The organism is Sinomonas sp. P10A9 (assembly GCF_041022165.1).
In the GTDB taxonomy this organism is placed as follows: domain Bacteria; phylum Actinomycetota; class Actinomycetes; order Actinomycetales; family Micrococcaceae; genus Sinomonas; species Sinomonas puerhi.
Map to the genome: position 1 here is coordinate 2511563 of NZ_CP163302.1, position 15780 is coordinate 2527342.

A 15780-nucleotide genomic window follows, 5' to 3' on the forward strand; every position below is an offset into this window, starting at 1 on the left:
AAGGACGCTGCCATGACCAACCGTGAAGACATGACCCTCACTTCCTCGGGGTTCTACGTGTCGCAGGAGGCCCCGATCTCCTGCAGCAACCCGATCCCCACCCCCTCCGCGCCCGCCCCGGACATCCTGCGCTGCGCGTACATGGAGCTCGTGGTCACCGACCTGAAGCGCTCGCGGGACTTCTACGTCGACGTGCTCGGGCTCACCGTCACGGAGGAGGACGAGAGCGCGATCTACCTGCGCTCGCTCGAGGAGTTCATCCACCACAACCTCGTGCTCCGGAAGGGCCCCGTCGCCGCCGTCGCCGCGTTCTCGTACCGCGTGCGCACGCCGGAAGACCTCGATGCGGCCATCGCGTTCTACACCGAGCTCGGCTGCCGCGTGGAGCGCCGCAAGGACGGCTTCACGAAGGGCATCGGCGACTCGGTACGGGTGACGGATCCGCTGGGCTTCCCCTACGAGTTCTTCCACGACGTCGAGCACGTCGAGCGGCTCGCGTGGCGCTACGACCTCTACACGCCCGGCTCGCTCGTCCGCCTCGACCACTTCAACCAGGTCACCCCGGACGTCCCGCGTGCCACGAAGTTCATGCAGGACCTCGGCTTCCGCGTCACGGAGGACATCCAGGACGAGGAGGGCACGGTCTACGCCGCGTGGATGCGCCGCAAGCCGACCGTCCACGACACCGCGATGACGGGCGGCAACGGCCCGCGCATGCACCACGTCGCGTTCGCGACGCATGAGAAGCACAACATCCTCGCGATCTGCGACAAGCTCGGCGCGCTGCGCATGTCGGACCGGATCGAGCGCGGCCCGGGCCGCCACGGCGTCTCGAACGCGTTCTACCTCTACATCCTCGACCCGGACGGGCACCGCGTGGAGATCTACACGCAGGACTACTACACCGGCGACCCGGACAACCCCGTGGTCACGTGGGACGTCCACGACAACCAGCGCCGCGACTGGTGGGGCAACCCGGTCGTCCCCTCCTGGTACACCGAGGCCTCCCTCGTCCTCGACCTCGACGGCAACCCCCAGCCCATCATCGAGCGCACCGAGTCCTCCGAGCTGGACGTGACGATCGGCGCGGACGGGTTCTCCTACACCCGTGCCGGCGACGAGTCCGGCTCGTACCACGGCGAGGCCTCCAAGGGCTTCAAGCTCGGCAACCAGCTCTGATCCGATGCTGAACGAGGAGACCATCGCGGCGATCGCCGACGAGCTCGTGGAGGCCGGGCGGACGCGCACGCCCGTCCCGCTCCTCCACACCCGGTACGAGGGCATGGACGTCGAGGACGCGTACGCGGTCCAGAAGCTCTGGGCCAGTCGGCTCGAGGCCGAGGGACGGCGGGTGGCGGGGCGCAAGATCGGCCTCACGTCGAAGGCCATGCAGGCGGCCACGGGCATCACCGAGCCGGACTACGGCGTCATCTTCGACGACCAGGTCCTCGAGAACGGTGCCGTCGTCGAGTGGAAGCGCTACACGCATCCGCGCATCGAGGTCGAGCTCGCGTTCAAGCTCGGCAAGGACCTCACGGGCCGTGGCCCGAACGGAACAGCTGTCACGCTGTTCGACGTGCTCGACGCGACCGACTACGTGGTGCCAGCGCTCGAGATCCTCGACTCGAGGATCGAGATGGAGGGCCGCACCATCGTGGACACCATCTCGGACAACGCCGCGCTCGGGGCGATGGTGGTGGGCGGCCGCCCGGTGCGACCGCACGAGACCGACCTCCGCTGGATCGCCTCCCTCCTGTACCGCAACCAGGAGATCGTCGAGACCGGCGTGGCGGCCGGCGTCCTCAATCACCCGGCCACAGGCGTGGCGTGGCTCGCGGACAAGCTCGCCCAGCACGGGCAGGACCTGCGTGCGGGGGACCTCATCCTCGCCGGCTCGTTCACCCGGCCCATGTGGGTCTACGAGGGCGACACGGTCTACGCCGACTACGGGCCCCTGGGGACGGTGACATGCCGTTTCGTCTAGAGCCCGAGAAGACGTTCCGCCACGCCCTCGCCCAGGCCCAGACAGGCGCCGGCCCCGAGGGCCCCAGCGCGCAGATCGGCCTGTGGGTCTGCTCGGGCAGTCCGCTGGTGGCCGAGATCATGGCCGGCTCCGGCGCGCAGTGGCTCCTCATCGATGCCGAGCACAGCCCGAACTCGCTCGAGTCGGTCCTGGCCCAGCTGCACGCGGTGCACGGCTACCCGGTGCTGCCCATGGTCCGGCTGCCGTGGAACGACACGGTGCTGATCAAGCAGTACCTCGATCTGGGGGCCCAGAACCTCCTGATCCCCATGGTCAACGACGCCGAGCAGGCCCGTGCCGCCGTCGCGGGCGTGCGGTACCCGCCCCACGGCGTCCGCGGCGTCGGCTCCGCCCTCGCCCGCGCCGCCCGGTGGAACCGCATCCCGGACTACCTCGCGCGCGCGGACGAGACGATCTCGCTCACGGTCCAGATCGAGACCGCCGAGGCGGTCGCCAAGGTCGAGGAGATCCTGGCGGTGGACGGGGTGGACGGGATCTTCATCGGCCCGTCCGACCTCGCGGCGTCCATGGGACTCCTCGGCCAGCAGGAGCACCCCGAGGTGCGGGCCGCGGTTGAACGGTGCCTCGACGCCGCCCAGAAGGCCGGGAAACCCGCCGGCGTCAACGCGTTCGTCGAGTCGAGCGCGCGGCACTACATCGACCGCGGCGCGCGCTTCGTGCTCGTGGGCGCGGACGTGGCGATCCTCGCCCGCTCGAGCGAGGAGCTCGCCTCGCGTTTCGCGGCGCCGGGCGCGTCTTCCGCACAGGACGACGGCGAGCGGCCGGCCAGCTACTGAGGTCGCCTGCTGCGGTGATCGAGTGCGGAGCGGAGCAGAAACCCCTCGGGTTTCCGCTCCGCTTCGTCGTTTCGACTGCGCTCAACCACCGCGGGGCTGCGCTCACCCACCGCGGTCGCTGCAGGTCAACCACCTTCGCGGCGTCTGCCGACCAGCCGCCGCCAGAACGACGGCGGGCGAGCGGCGTCGTCGTGCGCCTCCTCTTCCGCGCGGGCTGCCGCCGCGACCGTGCGCCGCTCGTGCCAGGCGCGCACCTCGGCTTCGATGTCGCGCGTCTTCGTGATGACAGGCGGCCCGCCGAGGAGCTGGCGGCGCGCCTCGATGACGCGCCGGTTGAACGCCTCGAGGCTCTCGCGGATCTGGCCCTCGGTGTGGAGCGCGTCGAGCGTGGCCTCAAGCCGCTCGTCCTCCACCCTCAGGACCAGGGCCTCGGGGCCGAGTCCCGTGAGCTGCTCGCGCTGGATGAGGCCCTTGATCCACCAGTCGGGATCATTGGCGTTGTCGAGGTTCGGGATAGGCTTGCCGGCGTACTCGAGGTGGTCGAACTCGCCGCGCGCCATCGCGTCCCGGATGAGGTAGTCGGCCCGCCGGGCACTGTCGACCCGGCGACGCCTGCGGTTGAGCTCGTCCTCCCGCGCGATCTCCTCGGCTTCCTCGGGACCCTGCGCCACCCCGCCTGCCCGCAGCTCGGCCGCGTGCTCGAGCCTGCGTCTGAGCTCCTCCCCGCGTCGGCTGTCCGTGCCGTCCGTCATGTCGTCACCTCCATCGCTCCTCTCGTCGCGTGCGCGGCCCGGAACCGTAGGGTCCGCCACTGTACCGACGGGGCACGCAACACGCGCGCACCCGGAAGCGGCCGCAACGCCGGAAGCGACCTGCGGAGGCGGCGGTCACGCAAGCGGAGCACACAGAACCGTGCCGTCACGTCCACGGTAGGACGTGACGGCACGGTAGTCACGGGCGGGGCAGCAGCTGGGTCGCGCTCCGACGTCGGGAGCGCCCGCCAGACAGCGCCGAGGAGTCAGTCGTCGTCGCCGAGGTGGTGGGCCTTCCCCTCCTCGCCATGGCCGATGCGCGAGTACAGGGCCGGGTGCGTGCCACGGAGCCGGAGCGCCCAGACGATCCCGATGACGCCTGGCAGTACCACGATCGCCGGAAGGACCCAGCTGAGGACGCTCGGCTCGGTGAGGCCGAGCAGAACGTCGAAGTTCGCCACGATGAGACCGAACACGACGGCGAGCGCGACGGCCCCGAGGCCTGGCGCCACGGTGGACGTCCAGATCCCGACGCTGGCGATGCGGCGCCGGCGGAAGAAGCCGATCACGGCAGCGGAGACGATCGCCATGAGCAGCACGAGGCCCATGGCGCCGGCGTTCGTGAGCCACGTGAACATGGTCAGCACCGGGTACAGCGGGCCGAGGTCGGAGCCGTTCCCGGCGATGGCGAACGCGACAGTCACGACAACGGCGATGCCGGTCTGCACGAGCGAGCCGGCCTTGGGCGCGCCGTGGTGGCTCGTGGCCTCGAGCCAGCCGGGCAGGACACGCTCGCGGCCGAGCGAGAAGAAGTAGCGTGCAACGGCGTTGTGGAAGCTCACCAGCGCGGCGAAGAGGCTCGTGATGAACAGCACCTGGGCGATGTCCGCGGCGATCTGGCCGACGTGGGACCCGAGGAAGGTGAAGACGAGGTCCGGGCCCTGCTGGCCAGCCTGGTCGGCAAGCTGCGAGGGGCCTACGCCCACGGCCATCGCCCACGAGGAGACCGCGTAGAACAGCGCGATGATGCCCACGGCGGTGTAGGTGGCGCGCGGGATCGTGCGGTGGGGGTCCTTGGCCTCTTCGCCGTAGATCGCGGCGGACTCGAAGCCCATGAAGGCCGCGACGCCGAATGAGAGCACGGCGCCGACGCCCGGGACGAACAGGCTCGACGGCGACAGGGGCTCGGCGGTGATGCCCTCGGGGGCGGCGGCGAACGCGGCAACGTCATACACGATCACCACGAGGAACTCGAGCGCCACGAGGATGCCGAGCACCTTCGCCGAGAGGTCCACGCGATTGACGCCGAGGACCGCGACCACCGCGATGCACACGAGCACCGCCGCCCACCACGGGATGTCGATGCCGAAGCGTTCGGCAAGGAGCGAGGAGACCGTGAAGCCGAAGAGCCCGTAGATGCCCACCTGCATGAGGTTGTAGGCCATGAGCGCCACGAGCGAGACGCCCACGCCGGCGGGACGGGAGATGCCCTGCGCCGCGTAGGCGTAGAACGCGCCGGCGTTGGTCACGTGGCGGCTCATGGCGGCGTACCCGACGGCGAAGACCGCGAGGATGGCGCCGAGCACGAGGTAGGACAGCGGGACTCCGAGCAGGCCGGTCACGGCGAACGTCGTCGTCACGCCTCCGGCCAGGACGGTCAGCGGAGCGGACGCCGCGATGATCATGAGGGTCACCGACGCGACGCCGAGGCGGCGCTGGCGCCCGTGGGGGGCGGCCTGGGCCACTGCTCCCTCCTTCGCCGTGCGCTGCGCGCTTGTCGAGGTGCTCATGGTTCCTCCAAGTATGTCGGGGGGGTTCTGGGAGCGGCCGGGGAGCGGATGCCGCCGGGGGTGCATCGGGAGCAGTGCGGTGGCCGCAGAACCATCGTGCTGCAGCAGCACACGGTGTGACTTGTCGCACAGCGAACGGTTGTTGTCCACGCGAGCTGGAGCGGCGCAGCGCGCCGCACGCCGGACCCGGAGGACGACGGCGCGCGCCCACCGCGGGAGGCGAGCGCGCGCCGTCGTGCGCGTGGCGGGGCCTGCCCGCAGCACGAACGGGCTACATGTGGCAGTGGCCGCCGGATACCGGCGCGGGAACATCGAGGACCGGACTGCGGTCGAAGAAGCCCTCGGGGCGGATCTTGAAGCCCACGTGGTCCACGGGCATGATGGGCCAGTCCTCGGGACGCGGGAAGTGCGTGAGCCCGAACGTGTGCCACACGACGAGGTCGGTCCCGTCGATGTCGCGGTCCTGCGCCTGATAGGCCGGCAGGCCCGCGCCGCCCGGGTGCTGGTTGACGAAGTCTCCCGTCGGGTACCGCTCGGCCTCGTCGTACTGGGTGACCCAGAGGGCCTTCGTAGCGAACGCCGCGCGGCCCGCGACCGACGACGCGGGGTCGGCAAGGAGGGTCGGCTGACCTTGGGAATGGATCTTGTACGCGACCGGCTCGCCGAGCCGGTTGAGGGAGGACGGGTTCGAGACGACCCACGATCGGCCGAGCGCAGGTTCGGCGTCGCGTGCGGCCTCCAACTCGCGGGCCAGAACGGTGCGCTTGCGCGTGAACGCGTTGCCGCGCTCGTTCCCGGGGCCCATCGGCACGCGCACGGCGTCCTCCTCCTCGACGCGGTTCGGGCCGCCGTCGAGCGCGAAATCGAGGCGTGCGCTGAAGAGGTGCTGGTGGAACGGCGCACCGAGCCCCGGCGCCATCTCGGACGAGTACGGGTAGTCCTTGGACGGCTGGGCGCTCGTGAACACGACGCCGGTGGCCTTGGCCTCGAACTCGATCGTGCCGTCGAGGTAGAGGTACCAGTAGAAGCCGTAGTCGTAGTTGCCGATCGTGGTGAAGAAGCTGATGACGAGACGGCGGTTGCGCCGCACATAGTTGACCCCGCTCCACAGGTCCGAGTGCTTGGACAGGATGGACCAGTCCTCCTCGTGCATGCAGATGCCGTTCGCGATGGTCCGGGGCCTGCCGAACGCGTCGCTCACCACGGGGCTGAGGTAGGTGATCTCGCCGAGGCAGTCGCAGCCCAGCTCGAGGGAGTTGGCGAACTGGCCCACGAGGTACTCGCCGGTGTCGAAGTAGTTCTGCCACGAGCGCACCGGGGACGGGTCGCCGTACGGCACGACCATCTCCGCGATCGAGGCACGGTCCAGGATCCGACGACGGCGCGCGGGGCGGGGATCGCCCGGCTCTCCTGTGCCCTGTCCTGTGCTCTGCCCTGCGCCCTGTCCCGTGCTCTGTCCTGCGGACGCATCGTCGAAGGCGATGTTGTGCAGCACAAGGCCCTCGCGCACATCGAAGCCGACGTCGAGGCTCCAGCGCTCCCACTCGACATGGTTGCCGCCCATGACCGTGAAGCTCGGTCCCTCGGCCTGGATGATCTCGATGGGCTTCTGGGTGGTACGGATCGGCCCGGTCAGCTCGGGGTCGGTGAAGTTGCCGTGCTCGGCCGGGACCGGGACCACGCCGAAGTCGAGCACCTGGTCCACGCTGCGGTTCACGACGTCGACGTACGCGACGAGGCCGTCCACGGGGTGTGCCCACGGGCTGTCAGTCTCGTGCTCCTGCACGAACGCGAGGCCGCGCAGGATCCGGCGGCCCTTCTCCTCGGGGTAGTCGAAGACGCCGGCCGACAGCGGTGCGACCCGTACCGTGGAGACCGCGAGGCCGCGTGCCTCGAGGGCGGCGAGCCAGCGCGGATCGGCGTTGAGGATCTCCTCGACGGCCTCGAACTCCTCCTCGAGGACGGGCAGCTCGCCCGACACCGCGGTGTCGAGCTCGACGTCCGAGTCCACCTCGCCGCGCGTCACCGAAAGGGTGACGTCGTGCGGCGCAGCACCGGCGACGTCGTGCAGGAACGCGCGGAAGCGGCGGTCGATGCCCTCGTGATCCCCTCCCCGGCCGCGGGGCGGGTCGACGAGGCCGAGATACGCGATGCGCGTTGTCTCGTGCCACAGGCCGGCGCGCTCAAGGATGCCGCGCGCGGCCGAGACCTCGGCGGCCGTCGCGAGGGCATACTGGCCCGCGGCCTGAGCCTCCGGCTCGACGCCTTCAGCCTCGTGGCACGCGTGGTCGTGGATGGTGGTCTCCGTGCTCATGGCGATCTCCTGGGGTAGGCGAAGGAGTTTTTTCTATAGACGTAGAGAATAACGAACTGTAAGCTGAATCACAACGGTTGTAGAAAAAAGAGGTGGGAGGGCAGATGCCGAAGATCGTCGACCACGACCAGAGGCGACTCGAGCTCGTCGACGCCACGTGGCGGGTCATCGCGGAGCGCGGGATCGACGCCGCGACGATGCGCGAGATCGCGGCGGAGGCAGGCTTCGCGAACGGCGCCCTCAAGCCCTACTTCGACTCGAAGGACCGACTGCTGGACTTCGCCTTCGAGCACGTCTTCGCCCAGACCAACCGGCGCATGGACGGTGCCACCGCCGGGCTGTCCGGCCGTGACGCGCTGCGGGCCTACTGTCACGAGATCCTGCCGCTCGACGAGGAGCGCCTCGCCGAGGCTCGCGTGGCCATCGCCTTCTGGAACAAGGCTTTGCGCGATCCTGCGAAGGCCGCGCTGCACGAGCGGTCCATGGACCAGTGGCGCTCGGCCCTCGCCGGCCTCCTGCGCGAGGCGGGCTTCACCGGGTCGCAGGCGCACGACGCCGCCGGGCAGGGATCCGCGGCGGAACTCACCGCGGCGGTCGGCGCCGTCATGGACCTCGTGCTCGGTGCCCAGATCACGGCCACGCTCTCCCCCGGCCACCACGGCACGGGCCAGCTCGTTGCCCAGCTGGACTGCCTCCTCGACGGCCTCCTGGCCGGGGTGGCAGCATGAGCGCTATCCAGACTGCCGAGGGCCTCGAGGTCACGCTCGCCCACGACTTCGACTCGTGGCGGCGCGCGGTCTCGGCCTCCTTCGTCCCGCTCCACGTCGAGGCCGACCGTCGGTCGGGGTTCGAGGGCAGCATGCGCGGCAGGCATCTGGCCTCGCGGGACCTGAGCATGATCGAGGTCGCGGCGAGCAGTCACACGGTGCTGCGCACGAGCGAGCTCGTCGCCGCGTCGGAGCGCAAGTACTTCAAGCTGAGCATCCAGCTCGCGGGAACGGGGCTCCTCCTGCAGGACGGCCGCGAGGCGGTCCTCACGCCCGGCAACCTCGCCGTCTACTCCACGGACCGGCCGTACACGCTCGCGTTCGACGGCGACTTCCGCTCGCTCGTGCTCATGTTCCCCCACGCGGCCCTCGACCTCCCTCCGGACGCCATGGCCCAGATCACGGCCACGTCCATGAGCGGCTCCGACGGCCTCGGGGCGCTCGTGGCTCCCTTCCTCGTGCGGCTGTCGGAGAATCTGGCCGCCGTGGCCGGCCCCAACGGTTCACGGCTCATCAACAACGCGCTCGACCTCGTCACGACGCTGTTCAACGGAGAGCTCGACCTCCGCTCGGCCGCCTCCCGCGATCCGCACCAGATGCTGCTCGCGCGGATCCACGACTACATCGAGGTCCACCTGCCCGATCAGGCCCTCTCCCCCGGCTCCATCGCGGCGGCACACTTCATCTCGACCCGCCACCTCCACGACCTCTTCCGGGAGCTCGGGACCACCGTCTCGGCGTCCATCCGCGAGCGCCGGCTCGAGCGCTGCCGGCGCGACCTCCGCGACCCGGTGCTGGCCGACCGGCCGGTCACTGCCATCGCCGCACGCTGGGGATTCACCGACTCGGCGCACTTCTCCCGGATCTTCCGGGCCGCCTACGGCCTTCCTCCGACCTCCTACCGGGCGGCGGTAGGTTGATCGTCTCTGGAGCCTGAACCTTTCCCGCGAGGCACCGCCCGCAGCTAGCATCGACTCCATGGCGCGGATCCGTACGGGAGACGAGGCGCGGGGCTGGGTTCCGGATGGTCTCGGAGACGGCTTCGAGCAGCTGACGCTCGCGGGTCACGACGGCGAGCCCGCCACCCTCGTGCGGTACCGGGGGGCGTCGAGACGGTGGTGGCGCAAGCCGGCCATCGGCACGGACGTGCTGTACGTGCACGGATGGAGCGACTACTTCTTCCAGCGCCCGCTTGCCGAGTTCTGGCACCGAGCCGGGGCCCGCTTCTATGCCCTTGACCTGCACGGCTTCGGTCGGAGCCTCCGCCCCGGCAAGGTACCCGGCGACGCCTCGAGCCTGACCGACTTCGATGCCGACATTGCCTCCGCCCTGACGGCCATGGGACAACCGACGCACGACGACGCGGCCTCCTCGCGCGCGCCGCGGCGTCGGCTGCTCCTGCTCGGCCACTCGACGGGAGGGCTCATCCTGAGCCTCTGGACCGCGCGGCACCCCGAGTCGGTCGACGCCGTTGTCCTCAACAGCCCGTGGCTCGAATTCCAGGCATCCGAGATCGCCCGCCGCGCCATGGCCCCCCTTCTTGAGGCCCATGCGAGGCTCCTGCCCCACCGTGCGCTGCCGGGCATCGATTCGGGCAACTACGCGCGGACCATCTCTGCAGAGCTCGGCGGCGAATGGACGTACAACGCGCTCTGGCGGCCGGCGAAGGCCTTCCAGCTCCCTCCCGGATTCCTCGCTGCGGTCTTCGTCGGCCAGGATCAGGTGGCCCAAGGGCTCAGGCTCGAGCTCCCGGTGCTGGTGCTCCTCTCGGACAAGAGCTACCTGTCCCCGCAGTGGCGCGACGACGCGGCGTCGGCCGACGTGGCGATCAACGTCGACAGGGTGGCCCACCGCGCGCTCTCACTGGGCGAGAACGTCACTATCGTGCGGGTACCCGGCGCGATGCATGACATCTTCCTCTCGCCCGCACCCATCCGGCGCCGCGCCTACGCCCGCATGGCCGCGTGGACGGCGGGCGCGCTGCGCCTCGGGGGCCCGGACGCCTGGGCCGAGCGCGTCGACGGGCTGTAGGCGCGGCGGCCCGCGCGGAGCCAAGCCGTCCTGAGGACCCCGCGGGTCCGCCTACGACGCCGCCCGCAGGAACGGCACCAGCTCGTCGAGGATCGGCCCCGCCGGCGCGAGGGTGCCGGCGTGGGTGCGCCCGGGCAGCTCGATGAAACGAGCATTCGGCATCAGCTGCGCGGCCCGCCGCGAATCCTCGAGCCGCTGCGGGTCGCGCGTGCCTGCCATGAGGAGGGCGGGCAGCGCCAGCTGGGCGATGACGGCTTCGGGCAGCCCCGGGTCCTCCTCGGTGCCGGCGAAGCACGCGGCGAGCGCGGCGGGGTCGTTGGCGAGGAACGCCTGGCGGGTGGCAGGGTCCAACCGCTTTCCGGCGGCATCGAGCCCCTCCACGAAGGCCTCGATCCGGCCGGACTCGAGGGCCTCGAGGTACCCCGGGAAGAAGACCTTGGCCACCTCGCCGCGCTGCGGCCTGAAGGTGCCTCCGAGTGCGGTCAGGGAGGTGGTGCGATCGGGTGCGGTGGCTGCGAGCGAGAAGGCGACGCGCGAGCCGAGCGAGTAGCCCGCCACGTGGGCCCTGGGGATCCCCTCGGCGTCGAGGACGGCAAGGACATCGCCGGTGTGCCGCGGCATGCGGTACGCGGCCGCGTGGTCCGGCTTGCCGCTGCGGCCGTGGCCGCGCAGATCGATGCGCACCACCGTGAAGCCGTCGAGCGCCTTGACATAGCCGAGCCCGCGCCAGATTGCCCTTGAGAGCGCTGATCCGTGGAGGAGGACGACGGCGGGGCCGCTCCCCGCGGCGTCGTACGAGATCTCGGTACCGTCGGCCGGGTTCTGGGTCGTACTCACCGGCACACCCTACCGCCGTGCTGCCGCGGAACGGCGCTCGCTGTGACGGATCGCTCAGCGCACGACGGCGCCGCGCGTCAGCCGCTGTCGGCGCACCCATGCCGCGGCGGCGAAGGCGGTGAGGAGCTCGACCGCGATGACCGCCAGCATGGTCGTCGCATGGCCGTCCGCTAGGCCCCCGGAGAGCGCGGCTTGGGCGCCGTGGGCGTGCCCTCCGCCGTGGGCCCCGCCGAACGCGCCGAGCACGAGTACCGCGTGGACGAGCGCCATGGCCACCGACATGGCGATGACTGCGTGGCCCGCGCGCAGGCTGGGTCCGCGCCACAAGTGCCAGGCACAGGGCGTGCATGCGGCGGCCATCGCGCCCGCGAGGACGGCCATCCAGCCGCCTGCGGGGACCATGGCCAGATGGGCGGCTCCGCCGGCGGTTGCTGCGACGGCGGCCCAGCGCCCTGACATCCTGTGCTCCATGCCACCACTGTCCCGCAGGTCCGTGGACGGGCGCCGCGGTCCACGCGCACGGCGGTTGACGACGCGCGCACAGACCCGGAGTCCGCCCCAGCCTCGCAGGCAGCGCGGCGGCCACAGCGCAACGGCGGGCCACCCCCAAAAGGGGACGGCCCGCCGTCGTGCGCCCGATCAGGTGAGCGCGGCCAGTACTGGCTCAGTGCACGGCATCGGGGTGTTCGCGGACGTAGTCGGCGTGGGCCTCTTCCACGTGGAGGTCGACCCCCTTGGTCTCCTTCACGAGCGAGACGGCGATGAGGGAGATGACCGCGGCAATCGCGATGTAGACGCCGATCGTCCAGGACATCTTGAACTGGTTCATGAGCATCTCGGCGATCATCGGGGCGAACGCGCCGCCGAGGATCGCGCCGAGGGCGTAGCCGATCGAGACCCCCGAGTAGCGCACCCGGGCAGGGAACATCTCGGCGTAGAGTGCCGACTGCGGGCCGTAGGACAGGCCGAGGCCGATCGTCATGACGAAGATGGCCACGAAGTACCAGACGATGTCCTTCGTGTCGATGAGGAACCACATCGGCACCGCCCACAGCGCGAGGAACGCGTAGCCGATCTGGAACGTGCGGATCCGGCCCAGCCTGTCGGAGATCAGCCCGCCCCAGAGCGTGAAGACGAGCCAGCCGAAGGAGGCCAGCGTCGTGGCGAGCAGGACCGTGGGCTGGTCCATCTTGAGCACCTTGACCGCGTAGGTGGCGAAGTAGGCGATGAGCAGGTAGCCGGCCGCGTTGTTCGCGATGAAGATGACCGCGGTGAGGATGACTTCTTTCCAGTTGTACCGGAACAGCTGCCCGAGGGGGGCCGAGGACTCCTTGCGGCGCTCCTGGAGCGCCAGGAAGACCGGGCTCTCCTCCACCGCGCGGCGGATCATGTAGCCGACCACGATCAGCACGATCGAGAACAGGAAGGGCAGGCGCCAGCCCCACTGGGCGAAGGCCGGGCCCATTACCGTGGTCAGCAGCCAGAGCGTGAAGGTGGCGAGGATCATGCCGATCGGAACGCCGATCTGCGGATAGGCGCCGAAGTAGCCGCGGCGGCCCTTCGGCGCGTGCTCGACGGACATGAGCGCTGCTCCGCCCCACTCGCCACCGGCCGAGAAGCCCTGCAGCACACGGAGCAGGATCAGCAGGACCGGTGCCAGTGCCCCGACCTGCGCGTAGGTGGGCAGCACGCCGATGAGGGACGTGGAGAGGCCCATCATGATGAGCGTGAACACGAGCATCTGCTTGCGGCCCAGGCGGTCGCCCAGGTGGCCGGCAACGATCGCCCCGAGGGGGCGGAAGAGGAACGAGATGCCGATCGTCGCGAAGGCGATCACCTGGGACAGGCCCGGGTTCTCCTTGGCGACGGGGGCGAGGAAGAGCGGGCCGAGCACGACGCCGGCCGCCTGGGCATAGATGAAGAAGTCGTACCACTCGATCGTGGTGCCGACGAGAGTGCCGGCCAGAACCCGACGCTCCTCACGCGACATCGCGGAAGAGGGTCGGCCAGCGTTGACTGCCTGGGTCATTCGAACTCCGTGGTTTAGGGTGCGGGGCACGGGGGCCAAAAGGCATTGACTCGACCTGCCTCGAGGCAGCCGCCTCTCGGCAATTGCTTTACCGATTTACTTACCGATTGGTCGGTCAATAAAGAGCAGGATACACGAGATGTGAGATGGGGCACACCGGTAGCATTCCCCTCGGCCGAGGTGTGCGGCGAGCGGTGCGGTCGGTGCGCCGAATGGCTCGCGCGCTTCGGGGAGCACGACGCCGCCCGAATCGAGGCTGCTTGCGCCGCCGGCATGCCTGCCCGATACTTGGAACCACTGTTCGATATTTGAACTGGGTGTGCCGATATAGAACGCATCGCGCTCCAGTCGGGCCAGACCTTCGTGAGGACGTACCCATGCCCCGCACCGCCGAGACCGGCCCGCACTCCCAGACCCTCTCGCGCGGCATCCGCGCCCTCGAGATCCTCGCCGAGGCCCGGACGCCCCTGACGATCGCGGAGCTCTCGGCCCAGCTGGACGTGCACCGCTCGATCGCCTATCGGATTGTACGCACGCTCGAGGACCACGCCCTCGTGACGCGCGACGACTCGGGTCGACTGCAGCCAGGTGCAGGGCTAGCCGTCCTGGCCCGATCGGTGTCCCGGGACCTCCAGGCCGCCGCACTCCCCGAGCTCGGGCGGCTCGCCGCAGAGCTGCGCATGACCTCGTTCGTGGCGCTGTGGGACCGCACGGACTGCATCACCCTCGCCACGGTGGAGCCCCAGCACAACGGGGCCACCCTCGCCCAGCACCCGGGGACCCGCCACCCCCTCGACCGGGGCGGCCCCGGCATCGCGATCCAGTCGGCGCTCGGCCGCACGGAGTGGGAACAGCGTGTGCCGGGGGTGCCTTACCGGCGCGAGGCCGACGAGTCGCGCGTGCGCGGGTACGCGCTGAGCCATGACGAAGTGATCCCGGGGACGGCCTCGGTCGCGGTCCCGCTCCTGCTGCCCCACCACCGGCCGGCCGCGCTGGCCGTCGTCTACCTCAGTGCCGACGCCGTCGACAGCGCCCCCATCGGGGCGGCCCTCCAGGCCGCGGCGACGCGGATAGCCAGCGCCGTCGGCTGAGCGGCCGCGGGATCCTGGCGGGGGCCGTCGGCTGAGCGCCCCAACCATGCGCCGGAGCCAAGCGCGGGCCTCCCGACAGGTCAGCCGCGTCCGCGGCGCAGGACCATCACGACGACGCCCAGGAGGAGGAGCACCCCGGCCGCCGTGATCGGAACGGTGTACGCAGACTGCGGGCCGCCCGATTCGGCCAGCGCGCCCGCCCAGCCCGCTCCGAGGGCCACACCCGCCACGAGCCCGCTCGCGAGTGCCGTCATGACCGTGCCGACTCGGCCGGCGGGCGCGAGCCTCCCACCGATGGCATAGACCGTGACCATGATGGGCCCCACGGGGATTCCAACGAGCAGCATGACGAGCGTCATGGCGCCAAGGGTCTGCGGCGTGAAGAGAAGCAGCGTGGCGCCCAAGAGGAGGGCGGCGCTGGCAGACCACCGAGCCGGGAGCACGAAGCGGGATGGCCACGCCGCGACACTGAGCGCCGCCACCGCGGAGGTCAGGCCCAGCGCGGAATAGAGGAGTCCGGCGGCCTCGGCCGAGCGCAGCCCGCCCGCGAACGCCGTGAGTGCGGTCTGCGTGCCGCCGAAGTAGGCGCCCATAGCGAGCATGGCGCCTATCGGAATGAGGACGGGGGCCCAGGCCCCGGGCCGTCGGGACCCGGCGGCTGGTACACGCGGGCCCGGCTTGGGGCGAACCGACGCGGCGGTGGAGTGCAGTGCGAAGGCCGTGACGAAGACGGCCGAGACTAGTGCGGCGACGACGAGCGGCAGCCACGGCGCGACGAAGGCGGCCAGTGCGCCGACGAGCGCCGGGCCCAGGACGAACGTCACCTCGTCCGCCGTTCCCTCGTAGGAGAAGGCGGCGTCACGCTCAAGCTCGCGGAGCGGCCGCGATTCGGTGAGGGCCATCCATCTGGCCCGCGCGAGTGGACCCACCTGGGGATTCGTGAGACCCGCCGCAAGAGCCGCCGGGAGCACCATGCCCGCATGCGGCTCATGGAGCCCTCCGGGCGGGTAGCATGCGGCGACGATGGCCGCCATCGCGGCCGCATTGACGAGGCCGGCAATCAGGACCACGCGGCGCTGCCCCGTGCGGTCGGCGATCCACCCGAGGACCGGGGCGCCGATCGCGGCACCGACGCCGACGCCGCCAGCGGCGAGGCCGCCGAGCGCATACGAGCTGGAGGCAACCGACACGAGGGTCAGAGTGCCGAGGGTGAGCTTGGCCAGCGGAAGGCGTGCCATGAGCGCAAGGGGAATGAAGCTGGTTCCGGCGAGCCGAGGCAGCACGGCGTAGCGGGACAGCAGGGAGACGCGGACGGCCACGGGCACCTCAACGACACGCACGGCGTCCCC

At 70.7% G+C, this 15780-nt stretch carries 14 protein-coding genes; 7 read left to right on the forward strand and 7 right to left on the reverse strand.

Features of this window, described 5'->3' with window-relative positions; all coding sequences use genetic code 11:
• Positions 1 to 12: 12 nt before the first annotated feature.
• The 3 genes from hpaD to AB5L97_RS11485 are packed head-to-tail and all read left to right on the forward strand — an operon-like array spanning position 13 to position 2820.
• Entirely contained in the window at positions 13 to 1179 is a 1167-nt protein-coding gene (gene hpaD / locus AB5L97_RS11475) for a 3,4-dihydroxyphenylacetate 2,3-dioxygenase (RefSeq protein ID WP_369044769.1), read from the forward strand.
• Positions 1180 to 1183: 4 nt separating this feature from the next.
• A complete protein-coding gene (locus AB5L97_RS11480; RefSeq protein WP_369044770.1) occupies positions 1184 to 1984 on the forward strand; it encodes a 2-keto-4-pentenoate hydratase in 801 nt (266 codons plus the stop codon).
• Entirely contained in the window at positions 1969 to 2820 is an 852-nt protein-coding gene (locus tag AB5L97_RS11485; RefSeq protein WP_369044771.1) for an HpcH/HpaI aldolase family protein, read from the forward strand. The genes AB5L97_RS11480 and AB5L97_RS11485 overlap by 16 nt, the downstream gene beginning before the upstream one ends.
• A 125-nt stretch (positions 2821 to 2945) precedes the next feature.
• Here the strand turns inward: AB5L97_RS11485 and AB5L97_RS11490 are convergent, their stop codons facing one another.
• The 3 genes from AB5L97_RS11490 to AB5L97_RS11500 form a co-directional block, all read right to left on the reverse strand.
• Entirely contained in the window at positions 2946 to 3572 is a 627-nt protein-coding gene (locus AB5L97_RS11490) for a DUF1992 domain-containing protein (protein WP_369044772.1), read from the reverse strand.
• A gap of 266 nt (positions 3573 to 3838) precedes the next feature.
• A complete protein-coding gene (locus AB5L97_RS11495) occupies positions 3839 to 5362 on the reverse strand; it encodes an APC family permease (protein ID WP_369044773.1) in 1524 nt (507 codons plus the stop codon).
• A 271-nt stretch (positions 5363 to 5633) separates the two neighbouring features.
• On the reverse strand, positions 5634 to 7676 hold the full coding sequence (locus AB5L97_RS11500; RefSeq protein WP_369044774.1) for a histamine oxidase: 2043 nt from the start codon (positions 7674 to 7676) through the stop codon (positions 5634 to 5636).
• 104 nt (positions 7677 to 7780) lie between these two features.
• Here AB5L97_RS11500 and AB5L97_RS11505 point away from each other — a divergent pair, with 104 nt between their 5' ends.
• Genes AB5L97_RS11505 through AB5L97_RS11515 form a run of 3 tightly spaced genes read left to right on the forward strand, consistent with a single transcriptional unit; the run spans position 7781 to position 10474 of the window.
• A complete protein-coding gene (locus AB5L97_RS11505; protein ID WP_307957474.1) occupies positions 7781 to 8404 on the forward strand; it encodes a TetR/AcrR family transcriptional regulator in 624 nt (207 codons plus the stop codon).
• Entirely contained in the window at positions 8401 to 9363 is a 963-nt protein-coding gene (locus AB5L97_RS11510) for a helix-turn-helix domain-containing protein (protein ID WP_369044775.1), read from the forward strand. The genes AB5L97_RS11505 and AB5L97_RS11510 overlap by 4 nt, the downstream gene beginning before the upstream one ends.
• A 58-nt stretch (positions 9364 to 9421) precedes the next feature.
• Positions 9422 to 10474, forward strand: coding sequence for an alpha/beta hydrolase (locus tag AB5L97_RS11515; protein ID WP_369044776.1), 1053 nt, complete (start codon positions 9422 to 9424; stop codon positions 10472 to 10474).
• A 51-nt stretch (positions 10475 to 10525) separates the two neighbouring features.
• Here AB5L97_RS11515 and AB5L97_RS11520 read toward each other — a convergent pair whose 3' ends face one another.
• From AB5L97_RS11520 to AB5L97_RS11530, 3 genes are all read right to left on the reverse strand, one after another.
• The gene (locus AB5L97_RS11520) at positions 10526 to 11311 is read right to left on the reverse strand and encodes an alpha/beta fold hydrolase (RefSeq protein ID WP_369044777.1); all 786 of its coding nucleotides are present in this window, start codon (positions 11309 to 11311) and stop codon (positions 10526 to 10528) included.
• Between the two features lie 54 nt (positions 11312 to 11365).
• Positions 11366 to 11782, reverse strand: a complete 417-nt coding sequence (locus tag AB5L97_RS11525; RefSeq protein ID WP_369044778.1) for a hypothetical protein — start codon at positions 11780 to 11782, stop codon at positions 11366 to 11368.
• 193 nt (positions 11783 to 11975) lie between these two features.
• Positions 11976 to 13340, reverse strand: a complete 1365-nt coding sequence (locus AB5L97_RS11530; protein WP_307957469.1) for an MFS transporter — start codon at positions 13338 to 13340, stop codon at positions 11976 to 11978.
• Between the two features lie 377 nt (positions 13341 to 13717).
• Here AB5L97_RS11530 and AB5L97_RS11535 point away from each other — a divergent pair, with 377 nt between their 5' ends.
• A complete protein-coding gene (locus tag AB5L97_RS11535; protein ID WP_369044779.1) occupies positions 13718 to 14431 on the forward strand; it encodes an IclR family transcriptional regulator in 714 nt (237 codons plus the stop codon).
• An 80-nt stretch (positions 14432 to 14511) separates the two neighbouring features.
• On the opposite strand, the gene AB5L97_RS11540 is transcribed toward AB5L97_RS11535, so the two are convergent.
• Positions 14512 to 15771: an MFS transporter gene (locus AB5L97_RS11540; RefSeq protein ID WP_369044780.1), complete on the reverse strand. Its 1260-nt coding sequence runs from the start codon at positions 15769 to 15771 to the stop codon at positions 14512 to 14514.
• Between the last annotated feature and the right edge of the window lie 9 nt (positions 15772 to 15780).